The organism is Clostridium sp. Marseille-P7770 (assembly GCF_902143525.1).
In the GTDB taxonomy this organism is placed as follows: domain Bacteria; phylum Bacillota; class Clostridia; order Lachnospirales; family Lachnospiraceae; genus Pilosibacter.
This window is the reverse complement of sequence record NZ_CABFVC010000010.1, coordinates 1-18,876: the sequence shown is the minus strand read 5'-3', so window position 1 is coordinate 18,876 and position 18,876 is coordinate 1. Positions and strand designations below refer to the sequence as shown.

Sequence of the window (18,876 nt, the reverse complement as noted above, 5' to 3'; positions counted from 1 at the left end):
GCGTGTAAATGGGAGAACAGTGATGCTCTTTTTTTTGGTAGGTTAGATGTCAGATAACAATACTATCTTTGATTTTTCTTACCTTTGAGGTGTCAACCTTAATATAGAACTTGCGTGTGACGTCGGTTCCAGAATGGTTCAACATAGTTGAAATATCCTCTAACGGCACATTTTCATTCTTCAATAATGTTGCATAACTGTGCCCTTACGGTATAATTACGACAAACCGGAAAAGCCCCGTAGAATCAAGGGTTTTGAGGTTTTCAGTCTGGTTTTTCATCCTTTTCCAAACCGAAAAATCACACTGAAATAAGTCGAATTATAGGGGGTGTTTCATTAACGACAAATGAATAGCAGAAAGGAACTCAAAGCCTTTTGATTTCAAACACAGTAGAATATTGGATTTAGGCGAAGCCGTCACTTGTTTCGAGTGGCGGCTTTTGTCACTTCCAGGACTGCTGTGCAGGCACATGACAACACCAATCAGAAATGAGGTGAAGTCATTGAACACGCAAATCATCGCCATTGCCAACCAGAAAGGCGGCGTTGGCAAAACGACCACCTGCGCGAACCTGGGAATTGGGCTGGCGCAGGCCGGGAAGAAAGTACTGCTGATCGACGGGGACCCGCAAGGCAGCCTGACCATCAGCCTGGGCCACCCCCAGCCGGACAAGCTGCCCTTTACCCTGTCCGACGCGATGGGCCGTATCCTGATGGACGAGCCGCTGCGCCCCGGCGAGGGTATCCTGCACCACCCGGAGGGCGTTGACCTGATGCCCGCTGACATCCAGCTCTCCGGCATGGAGGTCTCCCTGGTGAACGCCATGAGCCGTGAGACCATTCTGCGGCAGTATCTGGACACGCTCAAGGGACAGTATTCCCATATCCTGATTGACTGCCAGCCTTCCCTGGGTATGCTCACGGTCAATGCCCTGGCCGCCGCCAACAGGGTCATAATCCCCGTCCAGGCGGAGTATCTGCCCGCCAAGGGCCTGGAACAGCTGCTCCAGACCGTAAACAAGGTGAAGCGGCAGATCAATCCCAAGCTCCAGATCGACGGCATCCTGCTGACGATGGTGGATAACCGCACCAACTTTGCCAAGGAGATTGCTGCCCTGCTGCGGGAGACCTACGGCAGCAAAATCAAGGTGTTCGGCACCGAGATTCCCCATTCTGTCCGGGCAAAGGAAATCAGCGCCGAGGGCAAGAGCATTTTTGCCCATGACCCCAATGGCAAGGTGGCAGAGGGGTACAAAAATCTGACCCAGGAGGTGATAAAACTTGAAAAGCAGCGCGAAAAAAGTAGAGCTGGCTCCATACGATGATTTGTTTTCCACCGAAGAAAGCCGCCAGGATGCCAAGCTGGAAAAAGTACGGGAAATCCCGCTGTCTGAGCTGCATCCTTTCAAGAACCACCCCTTCAAAGTCAAGGATGACGAGGCCATGATGGAGACCGCCGACAGTGTTCGGCAGTACGGTGTTCTGGTTCCGGCGATTGCCCGCCCGGACCCGGAGGGCGGCTATGAGCTGGTGGCCGGTCACAGGCGGCACCGGGCCAGTGAGCTGGCCGAGAAAGAAACCATGCCGGTCATTGTCCGGGACCTGGACGATGATGCCGCCACCATCATTATGGTGGACAGCAACTTGCAGCGGGAAAGCTTGCTCCCCAGCGAGAGAGCATTTGCATACCGCATGAAGCTGGAGGCCATCAAACATCAGGGGGAACGCTCCGACTTAACTTCTCGCCAAGTTGGCGAGAAGTCGCAGACTTCTATTCAGCTTGTTGCAAGCCAAGCCGGTGAAAGCCAGAGGCAGGTGCAACGCTATATCCGCCTGACGGAGCTTATCCCCGAACTGCTGGATATGGTGGATGAAAAGAAAATCGCCCTCAATCCGGCTTATGAGCTGTCTTTCCTCAAAAAAGAGGAACAGCGGGACTTGCTGGACGCGATTGACAGCGAACAGGCTACCCCCTCTCTCTCCCAGGCCCAGCGGCTCAAGAAATACAGCCAGGAAGGACATCTGACCCTCGATATGATGCGTGTCATCATGGGCGAGGAAAAGAAAAGCGATCTCGACAAAGTGACCCTCTCTGCTGACATCCTGCGGAAGTATTTTCCCAAGAGCTACACGCCCCAGCGGATGCAGGAAACCATCATCAAGCTGCTGGAGGGGTGGCAGAAAAAGCGCCAGAGAGACCAGGAACGATGAAAGGAGCCGCCTATGAAGGATATTTCAGCCCGTGAGCTGAAAGGACACAATATTCTCGCCGTGGAGCGTTTCCAGGACAGCACCCGCTGGATGATCGAGTTTTCCGTTCTGCGTCCCTGCTCCTACGGCAGCCCCGGCGATGAAATGCGGCTGTTTCTCACGGAGGACGGGTATCAGGCCGCCCTCGTAAGCCAGAAGCGCCGGGAAATCAAAATCAAGCGGTATGCCCGCGTGATCGAGGGCCATGTCCTCGACTTCAAGCCGGGCAAGCGCCGCCGCCACCCGTAAACCCATCATCACTACGAAAGGAAAGGAATGAATATGTGTACTGTCCAGAGCATCAAGGATGCTATCCGGGAAAACTGCCAGTCCCAATATGACATGGAATCCACCGACATTGACCGGGTTTTGCAGACCCTCCCGTTTTCGGGGCATGAATCGTTGTTCGACCAACCGCCGCTGCCCAAGCGTCCCTACCGGCCCCGGAAGAACACGAAAATCAAGAACAGCTGAACGCCACAGTCTTTTTCACGAAAGATTGTGGCTTTTTTCATGCCCTGAGATCAGAAAGGAGTGAAGTCAATGGCGGTCTTTCGGATTGAAAGAACCCGCGACTATACGGTAATGAGCAATCATCACCTGCGGAACCATGAATTGTCGCTGAAGGCCAAGGGACTGCTTTCCATGATGCTGTCCCTGCCGGATGACTGGAACTATACCACCCGTGGCCTTGCGAAAATCTGCAAGGAGGGTGTGGACGCCATCGGCGGTGCGTTGCGGGAACTGGAAAGCGCTGGTTACATCGTGCGCCACCAGCTGCGGGACCGGCAGGGCCGGATCAGCGACACCGAGTATGTTATTTATGAGCAGCCCCAGCCCCGGCAGCCGGAAACGACCAAGCCGGATACGGCTTCACCAGATACGGAAAACCCGTATATGGATAAACCGGATACGGAAAAGCCCGCAGAATTAAATATAGAGAAATCAAATACCCAAAAATCAATTACTCATGGATCAAGTACCGATTCCATTCCCTTCCGGGAGACGGCGGCAGCACAGCTGCCGGAACGGAAAGGAAGGGATGCGATGTCGCTCACAGAGATGGAAAGTTATCGGGATTTGATTCTGGAGAACATCGAGTATGACCACCTGTGCCGGGAGTTTACCACCTACCGGGAGGACCTGGACGAGATCGTGGAGCTGATGGTGGAGACCGTCTGCGCCAAGCGGAAAACCACCCGGATCGCTGGCAGCGACTTCCCCCATGAGGTTGTCCGCTCCCGTTTTTTGAAGCTGGACAGCTCCCACATCGAGTTTGTCATGGAGTGCCTACGGAACAATACCACCGAAATCCGCAACATGAAGCAGTATCTGCTTGCGGTGCTGTTTAATGCGCCGACCACGATCAGCAATCACTACACCGCACAAGTCAACCACGATATGTACGCAGGCGGCTGGTAAACAGCCGCTTTTCTGCTGCCCGGACACACCGGGAGAAAGGATTTTGCCATGAAACGACCCCTTGCCTACATTACGGCTCCCTGGAGCAACAGCCAGTATGAGAACGCCGAGAACGCTGCGGCCTACTGCCGTCAGGTGTACGACGCCGGGTATTCGCCCATCTGCCCGGTGCTGTTCCTGCCCACTTTCCTGAAGGACGAAATCCCCCAGGAACACAAGGACGGGCTGGATATGGCGCGGGACTACCTGCGCCGGTCCCATGTGCTGGTGGTCTGCGGCCACGGCATCGACGAGACCGTGAAGCATGACATTGCCACCGCCGAGCGCCTGCGGATCACAGCCACCACCCTGGACGGCATCCTGACCGTGAAGGGCCAGGGGCGCGGGAAAGGAGGTGCGCGCCATGCCTGAGCGTAAAACCGTGGGCCAGCTGATGGAGGAAATGCGCCTCAAGGCCGGGGCGCAGAACTACCACGGCCATGAGTACATGGATTTGGAGCGGTTTGCCGAGGACACCCGGCACATGATTATCTTCGATGTGCTGACCGACGAATCCCCGGTGGGCTGGAAGGGCGAACGGACCCGCCTGTTTCTGACGGAGGCCGGATACCAGAAAAGCCTGGAGAACCAGGAAAAGGGCCACATCAAGATTCTCAGCCATGCCAGGGTGCGCCAGGGCCATCTGTACTATGACCGCCCCGACCAGCTGCGCTGAAAGGAGCCTGCCATGCTGAAATACCTGCTGCGGCGGCTGGTGGTCCCGCCTTAGTATCAAGTGCCACCCCTGCAAAATCCGTGGAAAGGAGGCGAGAAAAATGCAGGAGGAAGTGGAAAACAGGACTTTGACGCTGGTAGTCAGCGGAACAAAGTTTACCGGGCGGCTGCTGAAAGCCGCCATCACCAAGTACCTTGCCCACCGCAAGGAAAAGAAGCTGCAAAAGCAGAAAAGCCGGGATACCCCCGTGATTCCCCACGGCAAGCAGACGGTGAAGCAGCTGATCGGCCAGAACCAGGGCGTTTCCAACATCGAGATCACCGACCCCTCCATCAAGGAGTTTGAGAAGATCGCCCGGAAATACGGCGTGGACTATGCGGTGAAGAAGGACCGCAGCAGCTCCCCGCCCAAGTACCTGATCTTTTTTAAGGGCCGGGACGCGGATGCCCTGACTGCCGCCTTTACCGAGTACACCGGCAAAAAGGTCAGAAAGGCGGAGAAATCCGAGCGCCCGTCCGTGCTGGCAAAGCTGAGCCAGTTCAAAGAGCTGGTGAAACACGCCGTCGTGGACCGGAACAAGCGGAAGGAGCTGGAACGATGAAAAAGCAGCTGGACATCAAGAAGCTCCTTTTGCTGAATCTGCCCTATATCCTGATGGGGCTGTTTGCCACCAACTTCGGGGAGGCGTGGCGGATGGCCGTAGGTGCGGACGCTTCGGCAAAAATGCTCTCGTTCTTCTCTACGCTGCCGGTGGCGCTGGCCAGCTGGTGGCCCAGCCTGCACCCCCTGGACCTGCTGGTGGGCCTGTGCTGTGGCGCTGGCCTGCGGCTGGCGGTCTATCTCAAAAGCAAGAACGCCAAGAAGTATCGCCACGGCATGGAGTACGGGTCCGCACGATGGGGAACCCATGAGGACATCGCTCCTTACATCGACCCGGTATTCCAGAACAATGTGATTCTGACCAAAACGGAAAGCCTGACCATGAACAGCCGCCCCAAGGACCCCAAGACTGCCAGAAACAAAAATGTTCTGGTGATCGGCGGCTCCGGTTCCGGTAAGACCCGCTTCTGGCTGAAACCGAACCTGATGCAGATGCACTCGTCCTATGTGGTCACAGACCCCAAGGGCACCATCCTGGTGGAGTGCGGCAAAATGCTTCAGCGCGGCACCCCCAAGCTGGGCAAGGACGGCAAGCCCATGAAGGATAAGCGCGGCAAGGTCATCTATGAGCCGTACCGGATCAAAGTCCTCAACACCATCAACTTCAAAAAAAGTATGCACTACAACCCTTTTTCGTATATTCACAGCGAGAAAGACATTTTGAAGCTGGTCACGACGCTGATCGCCAATACCAAGGGCGAGGGCAAGGCCGGGGACGATTTTTGGGTCAAGGCGGAGACGCTGCTGTACTGCGCCCTTATCGGGTATATCCACTACGAGGCTCCGGTGGAGGAACAGAATTTCTCCACCCTCATCGAGTTCATCAATGCGATGGAGGTCCGGGAGGATGACGAGGAGTTCAAGAACCCGGTGGACCTGATGTTTGACGCGCTGGAGGCGGAGAAGCCCAACCACTTCGCCGTCCGCCAGTACAAGAAGTACAAGCTGGCTGCGGGTGTTGTATGCTCTAAAAGACTTCTTAATCAAGCGGTTGGGAAGTCTCTTAGAACACACAACCTAAAGCCGAAGAAAGGAGCGCAAGTTATGAGAAAAAACGAGAAAATCACAGCTCTGTACGAACGATTGAGCCGTGATGACTTTGGCAAAGATGATGACCAACAGCGTGAGAGCAATTCCATTTCCAATCAAAAAGCTATGTTGGAGGAGTTCGCCGCACGGCAGGGGTTTACGAACATTGTCCATTTCACGGACGATGGCATTAGCGGCACTTGCTTTGACCGTCCCGGATTTCTGGCAATGATGAAAGAGGTTGAAGCCGGAAATGTGGAGTATCTGTGTATCAAGGACATGAGCCGCATGGGTCGTGACTATCTGAAAGTCGGTCAGATTATGGAAATCCTGCGTCAGCGTGGCGTTCGCCTTATCGCCATCAATGACGGCGTGGACAGTGCCAGAGGTGATGATGATTTTACCCCTTTCCGCAACATTATGAACGAGTATTACGCCAGAGATACCAGCCGTAAAATCCGTTCCACTTTCCAGTCCAAAGGCAAGTCCGGCAAGCACCTCACAGGCACGGTCATTTACGGCTATCTTTGGAACGAAGCAAGAGACCAATGGTTGGTTGACCCCGAAGCCGCCGAGGTGGTCAAGCGCATCTTTGCCATGACGATTGACGGCTACGGTCCGTATCAGATCGCCAGCAGGCTGAAAGAAGAAAAAGTCCTCATTCCGTCCGCTTACCTTGCCCAGCACGGCGAGGGCGTGAACAAAAACAAGACTTTCAAAGATGTGTACGGCTGGGGTTCTTCCACCATTTGCAACATTCTTGAAAAGCGTGAGTATCTGGGACATACCATCAACTTCAAGACCCGAAAGCACTTCAAGGATAAGAAAAGCCATTATGTCCCGGAGGACGAATGGACAATTTTCGAGAATACCCATGAGCCTATCATTGACCAGCAGACCTTTGACCTTGTGCAGAAAATCCGTGGGAATGTCAGACGCTACCCGGACGGCTGGGGCGAAGCAGCTCCCCTCACAGGCTTGCTTTATTGTGCCGATTGCGGCGGCAAGATGTATGTCCACCGCACCAACAACGGCAAGCGCATTTCTCAATACACCTGCTCACAGTACACCAAAGTTCCTTGCGGGACACTCTGCAAGACTCAGCACCGTATCAATGAAGATGTGGTATTGTCTCTTGTTTCCGAAATGCTCAAAGCCATTGCCGAGTATGCGAAGCATGACCGAGTCGAGTTTGTCCGTGTGGTGCAGGAAGCGCAGTCCAGCCAGCAGACCACAGAGGTCAGGAAACAGCGGACACGCCTTGCCACAGCAAAGCAGAGAGTTTCCGAGCTGGAAGTCCTGCTCTGCAAAATCTATGAGGACAACATTTTAGGAAAGCTGTCCGACAGCAGATACGCCACTCTGGACGCTCAATACGCAAAGGAGCAAGCCGAGCTTACCGCTGAAATCTCTGCTCTGGAAAAGGCTGTCAAGAGCTATGAAACGCACGAAAAGGACGCTGACCGTTTTATCGCTCTGATTGATAAGTATGAGAACTTCGACAAGCTGACCATTGCCATGCTCAACGAGTTTATCGAGAAAATCCTTGTGCATGAGCGTGACCGCAAAGGCAGTATACAGACCACACAGGAGGTCGAGATTTACTTCAATTTTGTTGGGCGATTCGTTCCCCCGGCGTTTGGAGAAGTGGAGCTGACCCCGGAAGAATTAGAGGAAATCCGCAAGCGTGAGGAACGCAAGGACAGGCTTCATCAGAACTACTTGAAGCGGAAAGCCAGCGGAGCGCAGAAGCGATACGAGGACAAAATCAAGGGGAGAAAAAAGGCAGAAATCGAAGCCAAGAAAGCCGCCATTCGTGCGGAGAATATTGCAAAGGGCGTGTTCGTCCCTGTCAGCAGTTTACCGCAGAGAGAGCCGATGAAAGGAGTACAAACAGCATGAATATCACTTACACACAGAACGGCGATTATCTTATCCCGAACATCGTTATCCGCAAGACCAAGCCCCTCGGACATTACGGCAGACTTCGCAAGGCGTATTTAGAAATGCACCGCCCGATACTGTTCAATGAACTGGTGCTATCCGACAAGCTCTTTGAACATTGCGCCGAGATTGACGAAGCGGCACGAAACCGCATGGAACTGATCGTGCCGGAGCTGGCAAAACAGTACGGCGTGACCGAGCAACTGAAAGCTGAAAACCAAATGGAATGGGTGCGGCAGATGAACGCTTGCAAGGCACAGGCAGAGGAAGTTGTGAAAGCAGAATTGATTTATGATTGAGTGAGGAAGTCCGGGCAGAAAACTGTTCGGACTTTTCTCATATAGTCCAAAGTTGCGATAGAATTGTTCACGAGTTTTATGGTATAATTTGAATGCGAAAAATCGTAGAATTGGAAGTTGGTAGGAGGTTGCTTTATGAGCCTTGATAGGAAAATAAATCGCATTCAATTTCTCTCAGGAAATTCGCTAAAGGTTATTGCTGTACTGACAATGCTTATTGACCATCTATGTAAAATTGTGCTGCAATGGCTGCTATCAAACTACTGGGGGGCTATGGCAGATAACGGGCAAATGTCGTGGGAGAGATTCCGAGAGATAGATTATTTCATACGGTTTGATTTGCAAAGCATTGGGACGATTGCTTTTCCGCTATTCTGTTTTTTGCTGGCAGAAGGATTCCAACACACAAGAAGTAAAAAACGCTATATTGGGTTGATGCTTGCATTTGCCCTTATTTCGGAAGTTCCATTTGACATAGGTTTCTTTAGTGCGTATTCACGAATGGAAGATACATTTCCGTTTTACTTGAAGTATCAAAATGTATTTTTCACCTTGTTTTTAGGCTTATTGACATTGGTATGCCTTGAAAGATTTTCGTGTAAATCAGACCTACCGGTGGATAGAATAAAATCAGCAGTCCTGCAAGTTCTCAGTGTAGTGCTTTTTTCCGGCATTGCGGAAGGAATCCATTGTGACTACGGTATGCAGGGGATCTTATTCATATCAGCATTTTATATTTGCCGTAATCACCGAATCTATCAAGTGTTGCTGTTCCTTTTGGCTTACATGGGGACAACGGGGAATCAACCGCCTTTATGTACGCTTCTTGCCTGCTTGCTTATTCTGCTATACAACGGAAAGCGTGGTAAACTGAAGCTAAAATACTTCTTCTATGTTTTTTATCCAGCACATATCCTTGTCCTATATTTGATTCAGATAGGACTCGGAAAATACTTACTGAAATGACTAATTGCAGTTTGTCGAGAAATTAAGCCGGAGCAAACCCCTTTAGGAACTAAAGGGCGCACTTCTATACTCTCTGTCGAGAGTAGTGCGTCCTGCGGAGCTTCATTCTCCGTCAGCAGAAGAAAACTGCATGACCGAGAATGTTGCGTCACTTCGTTCCGTCAAGGTGGCTACACCCCCTTGCGCCGCTAAAGCGGCTATCCCCTGTGGACTTGCCGTCCGCAAACGGTTTTGACAAACCGTTCGCCGCCAGCAAGTTTGAAAATCAAGAATCTTAATTTGATAAAGGAGTGTGATTCTATGAAAAAGAAATTACCCATAATCCTCTTGGGTGTTATTTTGGCTTGTGTGTTGGTTTTCGGTTTCCTTTATGCAAACAATGACATTGGTAAAACCGCAAACAGTTTAGAAGCAGACATTCGCCAATCTCAAAAAATTTTGGATGATTGGATTGTTGATGGAAGCATTTCCGACACAATGGCTGCATTTATTTCTTACCCACAGGACAAGACAGACCACACTTTTTCTGTCTATGTAAATCGCCCTGGCTTGTCTTTTGGATATTTCTTCCGTGGTGGTGGAGATATAGTTGAGGTTGATGATTACATTGCAGAGTTTGTTGTTGAGGGAAATAACGAAAGGGCATTTATCTCAATGAATACCCAAAATATTGTTCGACTTGAAGTAGATGATGGCAACGGCATTCAGGTGATTGATATTGATAGTGGCAAGCCTTTCGCCATTGTCCTGCCCCTCAATGTAGGAAACATCTGTTTCTATGATACGAATGGAAATGTTGTGGAATATCTTCGCCAACAACTTTGACCAACTTCAATTTACCGAACTGAACACAACAACTGAATACCGAAAAACTGACCGTTGACTGGTCGCAATCTGCGAAAAGTTGACGGTCTTTTTTTATCCCCATTTTCAAAAAAGGAGGTCACGAAAAATGGCAAAACCGAAAAACCTTGAACAGCTCCGAGCCGAAAAGGAACAGGTCGAGACACAGCTTGCACAGGAACAGCACAAGCTGGAGCGTCTGGAGAACAGAAAGAAGTATCTGGAGAAAGGCGAGAGACAAAAGCGCACCCATCGTCTTTGCAATCTGGGCGGCACGATTGAGAGCCTTGCCCCGGAGGTCAAAGATCTCACACGCACCGAAATGACAGAGCTGATGGAACAAATCTTTTCTCTGTCCGAAGTTCAGCAAGCCGTCCGTCACATGGCGATTACCCACATCAGCCAAGCAAACAGAGAAAAGGAGTTGAAAGCCGATGGCACTATTTCATCTGAGCGTCACGCAGACTAAGCGAAGCACAGGACAGTCCGCTATCGCTTCTGCCGCCTACCGAGCCGGGGAGCGATTGTATAGCGAGTATTACGGCGAGTACAGCGACTACACCAGAAAGGGCGGCGTGATCTGCTCCGACATTCTCCTGCCGTCCCATGCTCCCCCGGAATTTGCAGACCGTCAGACCTTGTGGAATGCCGTGGAAAAAGCCGAGCGTGGAAAGAACGCCCAGCTTGCATACAGCTTTGACATTGCCTTGCAGAATGAATTTTCCCTTGAGGAAAACATCGCTCTTGCAAGGCAATTTTTGTTGGAGAACTTTGTGAGCCGGGGCATGGTGGTTGACTTCGCCGTACACCAGCCAGACCGGGAGGACGGCGGCATACCAAACCCGCATTTTCATGTGCTTTGCCCTATCCGCCCCATCGAGCAGAACGGCAAATGGGGACTAAAGCAACGCCGGGTGTATGAGCTGGACGAGGACGGCAACCGTATCCGGGACCAGAACGGAGAGTTTGTTTTCAACGCCGTTCCCACTACCGACTGGGGCAGTCCCGAAACGCTGGAACATTGGCGTGAAGCATGGGCGGAGATGTGCAATGCCAAGTTTGCGGAAAAAGGTATTGATGTTCGTATCGACCACCGCAGCTATGAACGGCAAGGCGTGGATTTACTTCCCACTATCCATGAAGGCGCAACCGTCCGGGCAATGGAGAAGAAAGGCATACGCACCGAGAAAGGCGAGTTCAACCGCTGGATCAAAGCCACCAATGCCGTTATCCGGGACATTAAGAAGAAAACCGCTCTCCTGTTTGATTGGATTGCCGAAGCAAAAGCGGAGCTTGCCAAGCCGCAGGCACCCGACCTTGTTTCTCTGCTGAACGCCTATTACACCCAGCGCAGAGCCGGGGCGTATTCCCAGAAAGGTAAAATCAGCAATCTAAAGGAGATGAACGAGACTTTCAATTATCTTCGGAAGAATGGCATTTACTCCCTTGAAGATTTGGAAAGCCGTGTCAGCGAACACAGTGCTGCCACAGAGAGCTTGAAGAAAACGCTGGATGAGCAGACGGCACGAATGAAAGCGATTAAGCGGCTCTATGACAGCTCCGCCGCTTTCCAGAACTTGAAGCCTGTCTATGACGGCTTGCAGAAAATCAAGTTTGAGAAGCCCAGAGCCAAGTACAAGGCAGAGCATGAAGCGGAACTGATACAGTTCTACGCCGCCAGACGAAAGCTGACCGGGGAGTTCCCAGACGGCAAGGTGGATATAAAAAAGCTGTCCGACGAGTATGACGAGCTGGAACAGGCGCACAACACCACCTATGGCGAGTTTAAGACCGTCAGAGACGATTTACACCGCCTTTGGAAGGTCAAGTCATGTGTAGATACTGCCGCCCGATTTAACGAGCGTACAGAGGAACAAAAGCTCCAAAATCGACCCCAAACACGACAGAAAAAGGAGGAACTATCCCGATGAATTACACCCAAGCACAGATTGACCGGGCAAATGCCGTCAGTCTGGAAGATTTTCTCCGCACACAGGGAGAGACACTGATAAAAAGCGGACGGGAATACCGCTGGAAAGAACATGACAGCTTGACCGTTCGGGGAAACAAATGGTTTCGCCACAGCCAGAGTAAGGGCGGCTATCCCATTGATTTTGTCATGGAGTTTTACGGAAAGTCCTTTCCCGAAGCTGTCCAGCTCTTAACCGGCGAAAGCGGCGAGGGACAGAGCGAAGCCAGCACAGCACCGCCCACAGCGTTTCACTTGCCCTTGCACAACAGAACAGCCGACAGAGCAATTCAATATCTTTGCGAAAGCCGAGGTCTCAACAAAACGCTTGTTGAGGCTTTTCTTCTTTCTGGGGATATTTACGAGGACGCAAAGCGGCACAATGTTGTGTTTGTTGGCAGAGACCGAAGCGGTACGCCGAGATACGCCCATGTGCGAGGAACGGCAGACCCATTCAGACAGGACATTGCCGGGTCTGACAAGTCCTATCCGTTCCGCTATGAGGGAAACGGCAACCAGCTCTTTGTCTTTGAAGCGCCGATTGACCTTTTGTCCTTTATCTGCCTTTATCCGCAGGACTGGCAGACAAGGAGCTACCTTGCCCTGGGCGGCGTTTCAGGCAAAGCCCTTGACCGTTTTCTTTCTGAACGCAAGGACACCCGAAAAGTGTTCCTCTGCCTTGACAGCGACACCGCAGGAAGTGAAGCCTGCACCCGGCTGGCACAGGACATTCCCGGCGAGGTCGCCGTCATTCGCCTTGTCCCGGCAAGAAAAGACTGGAACGATGTTCTCCGTCAGCAAGGGGACATTCCCAGCCGCAAATTCATAGCCGAGACAATCACGCTGCGAGAGCTGCCCACCGCCCAGCCTGTCCCCATGCTCCGTATGGCAGATGTGGAGCTGACGAGCGTGGATTGGCTATGGTTTCCGTATATCCCCTTTGGAAAGCTGACGATCATACAGGGCAATCCCGGCGAGGGCAAGACCTACTTTGCCATGCGTCTTGCGGCGGCTTGCACCAACCGAAAGCCCTTGCCCGGTATGGAAACCCTTGAGCCGTTCAACATCATCTATCAAACCGCCGAGGACGGTCTGGGCGATACCGTCAAGCCCAGACTGATGGAAGCAAACGCAGACCTTGAAAGAGTGCTTGTCATTGACGATAGAGACACGCCGCTGACCCTTGCCGATGAGCGCATAGCAAGGGCAATCCGGGAAAACAACGCAAGGCTGGTTATCATTGACCCGGTACAGGCTTTTCTGGGTGCAGATGTGGACATGAACAGAGCAAACGAGGTGCGCCCGATATTCCGCAGTCTGGGAGACATTGCACAGGCTACCGGGTGCGCTATCGTGCTGATCGGACACCTCAACAAAGCCGCAGGAACGCAAAGCACCTACCGGGGATTAGGGTCTATCGACATTACGGCGGCAGTCCGCAGTCTGCTCTTTATCGGCAAGCTGAAGGACAGCCCCACAACGAGGGTGCTGATCCATGAGAAAAGCTCCCTTGCGCCGCCCGGACAGTCCCTTGCCTTTTCTCTGGGAGACGAGAAAGGCTTTGAGTGGATAGGAGCTTATGACATTACCGCTGACGAGCTTCTTGCTGGGACGGACTCCGGCAAGACCGAGAGTAAGACCGCACAGGCGCAAATGCTCATTCTGGAACTGCTGGCAGATGGAAAGCGTATGCCGAGTGCAGAGCTGGAAAAGACGGTCAATGAGCGTGGGATTTCCTCACGCACCATGAGAACGGCAAAGAGCCGTATCGGGGACAGGCTTGTGACCGAGAAAGACGGCACAGCATGGGTCTGCTATCTCCGAGACTAATAACAGGAACAAGGCAAGCGTGGCAAAGACGGCAAGGTTTTTATAGATACCTTAATGTTGCCGCCTTGCCTTCTTCCCTCATACCGATCACCGCCCGATGATGAAAAGTCACCGGGCATTTTTTATTTACAGGAGGATTTTGAATGAACAATACCGCAACCAACAGTACCCCTTGCCCGACTGTCAGAAAGCAGATCGGCAAGACCACCTATATCGTCCGTGTGCATTTCAGCCAGACCGCAAAAGAGACAATGGAGGACAAAATCAAGCGTATGCTTCGTGAGGAAGTCCGCAAAATGTGACTTCTTTTTGAATTTGATGAAAAAGTCCTTGACTTTTCGTCTCTGGCAAAACCGCAAAATCCATTCTGATTTCCTGCGGTGCGCGCCTCGCCGTGTTCGACATTGCGGAACTGCGGGAGGTCACTTCCTACGACGAGCTGGAGCTGGACACCCTGGGAGACCAAAAAACCGCCCTGTTCCTCATTATGAGCGACACGGACGATAGCTTTAACTTCCTGATCTCCATGTGCTACACCCAGCTGTTCAATCTGCTCTGCGAAAAAGCGGACGATGTGTACGGCGGGCGGCTGCCGGTCCATGTGCGGTGCCTCATTGACGAGTGCGCCAACATCGGCCAGATTCCCAAGCTGGAGAAATTGGTCGCCACCATCCGCAGTCGTGAGATTTCCGCCTGCCTGGTGCTGCAAGCACAGTCCCAGCTGAAAGCCATCTACAAGGACAACGCCGATACCATCATCGGCAACATGGATACCTCCATCTTCCTGGGCGGCAAGGAGCCGACCACCCTCAAGGAGCTGGCCGCCGTGCTGGGCAAGGAGACCATCGACACCTACAACACCGGGGAGAGCCGTGGGCGGGAAACCTCCCACTCTCTCAACTACCAGAAGCTCGGCAAAGAGCTTATGAGCCAGGATGAACTGGCCGTCATGGACGGCGGCAAGTGCATCCTCCAGCTGCGTGGTGTGCGTCCTTTCCTCTCGGACAAGTACGACATCACCAAGCACCCCAATTACCCATACACCGCCGACGCGGACCCAAAGAATGCCTTTGACATTGAGGCGTTCCTGTCCACCCGGCTCAAACTCAAGCCCAACGAGGTCTACGATGTGTACGAAGTAGACGCAGAGGGCGCGTAAATCTGTTCCGCTGTGAAAGGAGTGGTCTTATCTATCCGCCTCAACTGCCCTTTTGGGGCCATTGGCGTACAAAGCGGACAATCACCAAAAAATAATGAAAAAAGGAGGACAGCCGGAATCAGGCCCCGGAAACCGGGTGCTGATTGTTCCGGCTTTTGTATGCCTATGAATGACTAATCAACCTTTTCAAATGATTCCGGCTAATTTTGTATATGGCATTTTTCAATCAGGCTATCACCGTTCTTCAGACCCTCGTTATCGCCCTCGGCGCTGGTCTCGGCATCTGGGGCGTCATCAACCTGCTGGAAGGTTACGGCAACGACAACCCCGGCGCGAATGCTCATGTACGGTAGAGAAGCACAAGACATGGATAGCCAGCCCTGCCACTATTCCGAAGTCAGGGGAACGCAATAGAAAAATTCATAGCTGTATGCTATACTTAATTAGCATTTGAACATATCAAGCTGACACAGCAATCTCTTTGCTTGCCGTTAATGCGCGTCTACCAATAGTCCGCAGAAAGCAAGAGTAGCGTAAAGGTATAAAAATTTCAAACTTCTTTGTAACGAAATTCCGATTTCTCCGTCTAACCTATGAAGCTGAAGGAGGTGATGACAAGTATGGACTATGAAAAGCTCTATAAAGCCTACTATTTACAGGTATACTCGTATACTATTTCTCTTGCTAAAAATCGTGAGATAGCAGAGGAAATCACGCAGAACACATTCTATAAGGCTGTTTCTACAACATCACAATTCAAAGGTAAGTCAGATGAATTGACATGGCTCTGCTCCATAGCAAAAAATCTTTACCATGATGAAATGCGAAGCCGTCAGCGAGTAGCTGATGTGAGTGAAATCAATGACTTGCCATCAAATGAAAATGTTGAGAACTCAGTTACAGATTCTGACATGGCGTTCCGCATACACCTCGTTCTTCACCGTTTGGAAGAACCATACAAAGAAGTCTTTCAGCTTCGCGTATTCGGGGAACTATCTTTTTCACAAATCGCTGCAATTTTTGGAAAAACAGAATCATGGGCGAGAGTTACTTATCATCGTGCAAAGCTAAAAATTCAAGAAAGGATGGATGAAAAGCATGAGTAAACAATGCGATATTGTTCGAGATATTCTTCCGCTGTATGTTGACGGTGCTTGCAGCGAAGCAAGCGCAGAGATGGTAAAAGAGCATTTGAACGCCTGTGCTGACTGTAACGCAATTTATCAGAAATTGCTTTCTCACACGAGCGAAGATGTTCTTCACGAAGAAAGCGAAAGCGTTATTATGCGCCATGAGGCAAAAGAAAAGCAGAGGGGCAGAAAAAAGATAACTATTGCTGTTCTCGTTTCCATCACTCTTTGTATCATTGCAATTTTTACAGCTCTCTTTCTGTTACCTATAAACATTGCTTATGAGCCTGTCAAAATCGACTTCCCATTTGAGGTTGAAGATGTCGAAAGCGTTGAAATGTACCACTATGACGGAGTGCCTGCATCAGCAGAAAAGAAAGTAGTTGTTGCTGAAAATGATATAAAGACCCTGTATGATAAGTTCAAGGGCTTATCCCTAAAAGACAAAACAACTGAGGAAACTGCTGGAGCAGATGTGACCAGCTTTAGATTTAACCTCTCAGATGGAACAAGCTACGATTTGATTTACGCCTGCTATGGAGTTAAAAACGGCGAATTGAAGTCAGAAGCAGGCGGTTTTAAGTATTTCACAAGTGCGGATATTGGCTCTTATTGGAACAATTTGAATACGGAACTTGAAGCAATTCCTATCAATGAGAGTGAATTGCCGTGAGCAGATAGCAAACCCAGCCGAGCCTGTCAACAGTCAAGATGAACGGCGCAAATGCGCCGCCGTTGACAGCCCCGCCCGTCTTTGCTGTTCGGTAACCAAGAGGGCGACAGCATAAAATGCTGCCGCCCTCTGCCATTATTCAGAAAGGGGGATTTTCCATGACCGAACACGAAAAGTATCAAGAACATATTCGGCATACACACGATGCCTTTTGCAAGACTGTTATTCGCCACGCTGCCATAGACGCAGCCCGAAGCATACGCAGCCGCCGCAAGCGGGAAATCTCGCTTGAATATCTGATAGAAGAAAAACACTATCCATTCAGCACCACAGATAAATACTTTACAGAGCAATCCGGCATGAACAGCTATCCGCTTTTCGTCTGCGGTCAGATGGTGCTTTTGGAAAGTCCAGAGCTTGCCGCAGCCCTGTCCGCACTATCACAGATGGAACAGGAAATCATTTTCCTATACTACTTCCAACGATTGACGCATAGGGAGATTGGACGGAGATATGGACGGGCAGGCAACACAACCGGGCGGCGTATTCAGATGATTTTGCGGCGGCTACGGGCAGAGTTGGAGGGCTTGTCCTATGAGCCAGCTACTTTCCTATGAAACAATCGTTAAGGCAAGCGAGGGCGACCCGGAAGCTGTTGCCGCCGTCCTATCCCATTATGCCGGATATATCCGCTCTTGTGCGAAAATGGACGGACAGATCAACACAGATATGCAGGAACATATCGTCGGGCGGCTGATAGAAAGCCTGTTGAAGTTCCGCTTTGACCGCTAAGCAGAAAAGTTGTATAATTAGAGCCTGACAAATTAAACTTTAATGGGGGTGGAGCAAATGGAACAGATTATCAATTATAGAGACATACCCACAGATAAAAGGCTTGACATATTAAATGCTCTTGAGCGAATAGGTTTTTTTCCTGCATACGGCGGTGTGAAAACCATGCAACAAATTATGGAAAAGTCAGTTCCGGGTTCAGGTCCACAATTCTATTTCGTTTTCCGTGAAAATGAGTTGATAGGGTACAATTTTCTCATTGGTGACACTAAGAAATATAAAGCGTTCCCATGGCTTGCTATTAGCAATATGGATGAGCAGAAGTTGGCTGTTTGCGAAGAACTGATGAAAATACAAATTGCTTTTTTTGAAGAACTCGGAATGCAAAAGATAGCAGATCATTGCGTTAGGATTATGGAAGATTACAGAAAAGGGATTGGAAAGCGAAAAGAAAGCGATTGCAGATAAATTCCATTTGAAAAACGGCTGACAATTTAATACCGCCGCCCATCACAGCGGCATATAAGCAGTAAATCTTGAAAAAGGTTTGCTGCTTTTTTTGCGCCTATTTTCAAAAATCTTTGGCAAACCACACCGCCGGATTGTTGTAGGGAGCAGGACGGGGAAATCAAAAAAATTTCCGCTGCATTTGCCAAAACGCACCTTTTTCACCGTTGTAGTGGTGAACAGCGGGCAGAACACGCCGCCGCAATCGCTATATTGGTGGAGCAAGCCAGTATATCCGCAAACCAGAGCCGCCGAGGAAAGCGGCAGTTTTTTAGAGCAAGATTCTACCGAGGTGCCAAAATTCGCGTTTTGCTCATTTTGCCCCTGCGGGAATCTTGTTGGGGAGTGCCTTCCCCAAACCCTGCTTATACGGCTTGCGCCGCTTAAAAATCCCTCAAAATAATTTTCGGATTTTTCAAAAACAGTTCCGCTTCACACCCTGTTTTTCTCCTATTAGTGAGAGGACACCACGCACAGAAAGGAGGTCTGCCGACCATGAAACGATACAACACACCGCACCGCAGCCGGGTAGTCAAGACACGCATGACCGAGGAAGAATACGCCGAGTTTGCGGAAAGGCTTTCTGCCTGCAACATGAGCCAAGCCGAGTTTATCCGGCAAGCCATAACCGGGGCAGCCATACGCCCCATCATAACCGTTTCCCCCGTCAATGACGAGCTGCTTGCCG

General features: G+C 50.9%; 21 protein-coding genes and 3 pseudogenes. All 24 read left to right on the top strand.

Annotated elements, in window-relative coordinates; all coding sequences use genetic code 11:
- The first annotated feature begins 503 nt into the window (after positions 1-503).
- On the top strand, positions 504-1,325 hold the full coding sequence (locus tag FN001_RS16890; RefSeq protein WP_142412614.1) for a ParA family protein: 822 nt from the start codon (positions 504-506) through the stop codon (positions 1,323-1,325).
- The gene (locus tag FN001_RS16885) at positions 1,282-2,211 is read left to right on the top strand and encodes a ParB/RepB/Spo0J family partition protein (RefSeq protein WP_142412613.1); all 930 of its coding nucleotides are present in this window, start codon (positions 1,282-1,284) and stop codon (positions 2,209-2,211) included. Before FN001_RS16890 ends, FN001_RS16885 begins: the two co-directional genes overlap by 44 nt.
- A 12-nt stretch (positions 2,212-2,223) precedes the next feature.
- Positions 2,224-2,499: a DUF5720 family protein gene (locus tag FN001_RS16880; protein WP_118426133.1), complete on the top strand. Its 276-nt coding sequence runs from the start codon at positions 2,224-2,226 to the stop codon at positions 2,497-2,499.
- A gap of 294 nt (positions 2,500-2,793) precedes the next feature.
- On the top strand, positions 2,794-3,672 hold the full coding sequence (locus FN001_RS16870; protein ID WP_142412612.1) for a DUF6017 domain-containing protein: 879 nt from the start codon (positions 2,794-2,796) through the stop codon (positions 3,670-3,672).
- A gap of 48 nt (positions 3,673-3,720) precedes the next feature.
- Positions 3,721-4,083 (top strand): DUF7768 domain-containing protein, encoded by a 363-nt coding sequence (locus tag FN001_RS16865; protein ID WP_142412611.1) that lies wholly within the window; start codon positions 3,721-3,723, stop codon positions 4,081-4,083.
- Positions 4,076-4,387, top strand: a complete 312-nt coding sequence (locus tag FN001_RS16860) for a DUF5720 family protein (protein WP_142412610.1) — start codon at positions 4,076-4,078, stop codon at positions 4,385-4,387. The genes FN001_RS16865 and FN001_RS16860 overlap by 8 nt, the downstream gene beginning before the upstream one ends.
- Positions 4,388-4,487: 100 nt before the next feature.
- Positions 4,488-4,988, top strand: a complete 501-nt coding sequence (locus FN001_RS16855; RefSeq protein ID WP_096920180.1) for a PcfB family protein — start codon at positions 4,488-4,490, stop codon at positions 4,986-4,988.
- A pseudogene (locus tag FN001_RS18810) lies at positions 4,985-6,031 on the top strand (type IV secretory system conjugative DNA transfer family protein); the annotation flags it as partial. The gene FN001_RS16855 and the pseudogene FN001_RS18810, both read left to right, overlap by 4 nt.
- 60 nt (positions 6,032-6,091) lie before the next feature.
- Positions 6,092-7,978, top strand: a complete 1,887-nt coding sequence (locus tag FN001_RS18805; RefSeq protein WP_486463535.1) for a DUF4368 domain-containing protein — start codon at positions 6,092-6,094, stop codon at positions 7,976-7,978.
- Positions 7,975-8,319, top strand: coding sequence for a TnpV protein (locus FN001_RS16845; RefSeq protein ID WP_025483374.1), 345 nt, complete (start codon positions 7,975-7,977; stop codon positions 8,317-8,319). Before FN001_RS18805 ends, FN001_RS16845 begins: the two co-directional genes overlap by 4 nt.
- A gap of 135 nt (positions 8,320-8,454) precedes the next feature.
- Positions 8,455-9,285: a TraX family protein gene (locus tag FN001_RS16840; RefSeq protein WP_025483373.1), complete on the top strand. Its 831-nt coding sequence runs from the start codon at positions 8,455-8,457 to the stop codon at positions 9,283-9,285.
- A gap of 300 nt (positions 9,286-9,585) precedes the next feature.
- Positions 9,586-10,110, top strand: coding sequence for a hypothetical protein (locus FN001_RS16835; RefSeq protein ID WP_015516227.1), 525 nt, complete (start codon positions 9,586-9,588; stop codon positions 10,108-10,110).
- Positions 10,111-10,237: 127 nt separating this feature from the next.
- Positions 10,238-10,597: a DUF3847 domain-containing protein gene (locus FN001_RS16830; RefSeq protein ID WP_025483370.1), complete on the top strand. Its 360-nt coding sequence runs from the start codon at positions 10,238-10,240 to the stop codon at positions 10,595-10,597.
- Complete coding sequence (mobQ, locus tag FN001_RS16825; protein ID WP_142412608.1) at positions 10,563-12,059, top strand: MobQ family relaxase; 1,497 nt, start codon at positions 10,563-10,565, stop codon at positions 12,057-12,059. Before FN001_RS16830 ends, mobQ begins: the two co-directional genes overlap by 35 nt.
- Entirely contained in the window at positions 12,056-13,927 is a 1,872-nt protein-coding gene (locus tag FN001_RS16820) for an AAA family ATPase (RefSeq protein ID WP_142412607.1), read from the top strand. The genes mobQ and FN001_RS16820 overlap by 4 nt, the downstream gene beginning before the upstream one ends.
- A gap of 143 nt (positions 13,928-14,070) precedes the next feature.
- Positions 14,071-14,229 carry a transposon-encoded TnpW family protein gene (locus tag FN001_RS16815; RefSeq protein ID WP_081018971.1) on the top strand — a complete coding sequence of 53 codons (159 nt, stop codon included), beginning with the start codon at positions 14,071-14,073 and terminating at the stop codon, positions 14,227-14,229.
- Positions 14,230-14,270: 41 nt separating this feature from the next.
- A pseudogene (locus tag FN001_RS16810) lies at positions 14,271-15,086 on the top strand (VirD4-like conjugal transfer protein, CD1115 family); the annotation flags it as partial.
- 212 nt (positions 15,087-15,298) lie between these two features.
- Positions 15,299-15,427 (top strand): annotated as a pseudogene (locus FN001_RS16805) (Maff2 family mobile element protein); the annotation flags it as partial.
- 252 nt (positions 15,428-15,679) lie between these two features.
- On the top strand, positions 15,680-16,192 hold the full coding sequence (locus FN001_RS16800) for an RNA polymerase sigma factor (protein ID WP_055185245.1): 513 nt from the start codon (positions 15,680-15,682) through the stop codon (positions 16,190-16,192).
- Complete coding sequence (locus FN001_RS16795) at positions 16,185-16,889, top strand: zf-HC2 domain-containing protein (protein ID WP_015537033.1); 705 nt, start codon at positions 16,185-16,187, stop codon at positions 16,887-16,889. The genes FN001_RS16800 and FN001_RS16795 overlap by 8 nt, the downstream gene beginning before the upstream one ends.
- 116 nt (positions 16,890-17,005) lie before the next feature.
- Positions 17,006-17,506, top strand: coding sequence for an RNA polymerase sigma factor (locus FN001_RS16790; RefSeq protein WP_081028395.1), 501 nt, complete (start codon positions 17,006-17,008; stop codon positions 17,504-17,506).
- Positions 17,484-17,681, top strand: a complete 198-nt coding sequence (locus tag FN001_RS16785) for a helix-turn-helix domain-containing protein (RefSeq protein ID WP_055185243.1) — start codon at positions 17,484-17,486, stop codon at positions 17,679-17,681. Before FN001_RS16790 ends, FN001_RS16785 begins: the two co-directional genes overlap by 23 nt.
- Positions 17,682-17,723: 42 nt before the next feature.
- Positions 17,724-18,149, top strand: coding sequence for a hypothetical protein (locus FN001_RS16780; protein ID WP_004853578.1), 426 nt, complete (start codon positions 17,724-17,726; stop codon positions 18,147-18,149).
- Positions 18,150-18,683: 534 nt separating this feature from the next.
- The coding region (locus FN001_RS16770) for a plasmid mobilization protein (RefSeq protein WP_486463534.1) at positions 18,684-18,876 on the top strand (193 nt) is incomplete at its 3' end.

Excerpts from the sequence above, each read along its gene's own strand:
- FN001_RS16880 (WP_118426133.1), top strand. The coding sequence starts at position 2,224 with ATGAAGGATATTTCAGCCCGTGAGCTGAAAGGACACAATATTCTCGCC.
- FN001_RS16870 (WP_142412612.1), top strand. The coding sequence starts at position 2,794 with ATGGCGGTCTTTCGGATTGAAAGAACCCGCGACTATACGGTAATGAGC.
- FN001_RS16865 (WP_142412611.1), top strand. The coding sequence starts at position 3,721 with ATGAAACGACCCCTTGCCTACATTACGGCTCCCTGGAGCAACAGCCAG.
- FN001_RS16860 (WP_142412610.1), top strand. The coding sequence starts at position 4,076 with ATGCCTGAGCGTAAAACCGTGGGCCAGCTGATGGAGGAAATGCGCCTC.
- FN001_RS16855 (WP_096920180.1), top strand. The coding sequence starts at position 4,488 with ATGCAGGAGGAAGTGGAAAACAGGACTTTGACGCTGGTAGTCAGCGGA.
- FN001_RS18805 (WP_486463535.1), top strand. The coding sequence starts at position 6,092 with ATGAGAAAAAACGAGAAAATCACAGCTCTGTACGAACGATTGAGCCGT.
- FN001_RS16845 (WP_025483374.1), top strand. The coding sequence starts at position 7,975 with ATGAATATCACTTACACACAGAACGGCGATTATCTTATCCCGAACATC.
- FN001_RS16840 (WP_025483373.1), top strand. The coding sequence starts at position 8,455 with ATGAGCCTTGATAGGAAAATAAATCGCATTCAATTTCTCTCAGGAAAT.
- FN001_RS16835 (WP_015516227.1), top strand. The coding sequence starts at position 9,586 with ATGAAAAAGAAATTACCCATAATCCTCTTGGGTGTTATTTTGGCTTGT.
- FN001_RS16830 (WP_025483370.1), top strand. The coding sequence starts at position 10,238 with ATGGCAAAACCGAAAAACCTTGAACAGCTCCGAGCCGAAAAGGAACAG.
- mobQ (WP_142412608.1), top strand. The coding sequence starts at position 10,563 with ATGGCACTATTTCATCTGAGCGTCACGCAGACTAAGCGAAGCACAGGA.
- FN001_RS16820 (WP_142412607.1), top strand. The coding sequence starts at position 12,056 with ATGAATTACACCCAAGCACAGATTGACCGGGCAAATGCCGTCAGTCTG.
- FN001_RS16815 (WP_081018971.1), top strand. The coding sequence starts at position 14,071 with ATGAACAATACCGCAACCAACAGTACCCCTTGCCCGACTGTCAGAAAG.
- FN001_RS16800 (WP_055185245.1), top strand. The coding sequence starts at position 15,680 with ATGAAGCTGAAGGAGGTGATGACAAGTATGGACTATGAAAAGCTCTAT.
- FN001_RS16795 (WP_015537033.1), top strand. The coding sequence starts at position 16,185 with ATGAGTAAACAATGCGATATTGTTCGAGATATTCTTCCGCTGTATGTT.
- FN001_RS16790 (WP_081028395.1), top strand. The coding sequence starts at position 17,006 with ATGCTGCCGCCCTCTGCCATTATTCAGAAAGGGGGATTTTCCATGACC.
- FN001_RS16785 (WP_055185243.1), top strand. The coding sequence starts at position 17,484 with ATGAGCCAGCTACTTTCCTATGAAACAATCGTTAAGGCAAGCGAGGGC.
- FN001_RS16780 (WP_004853578.1), top strand. The coding sequence starts at position 17,724 with ATGGGGGTGGAGCAAATGGAACAGATTATCAATTATAGAGACATACCC.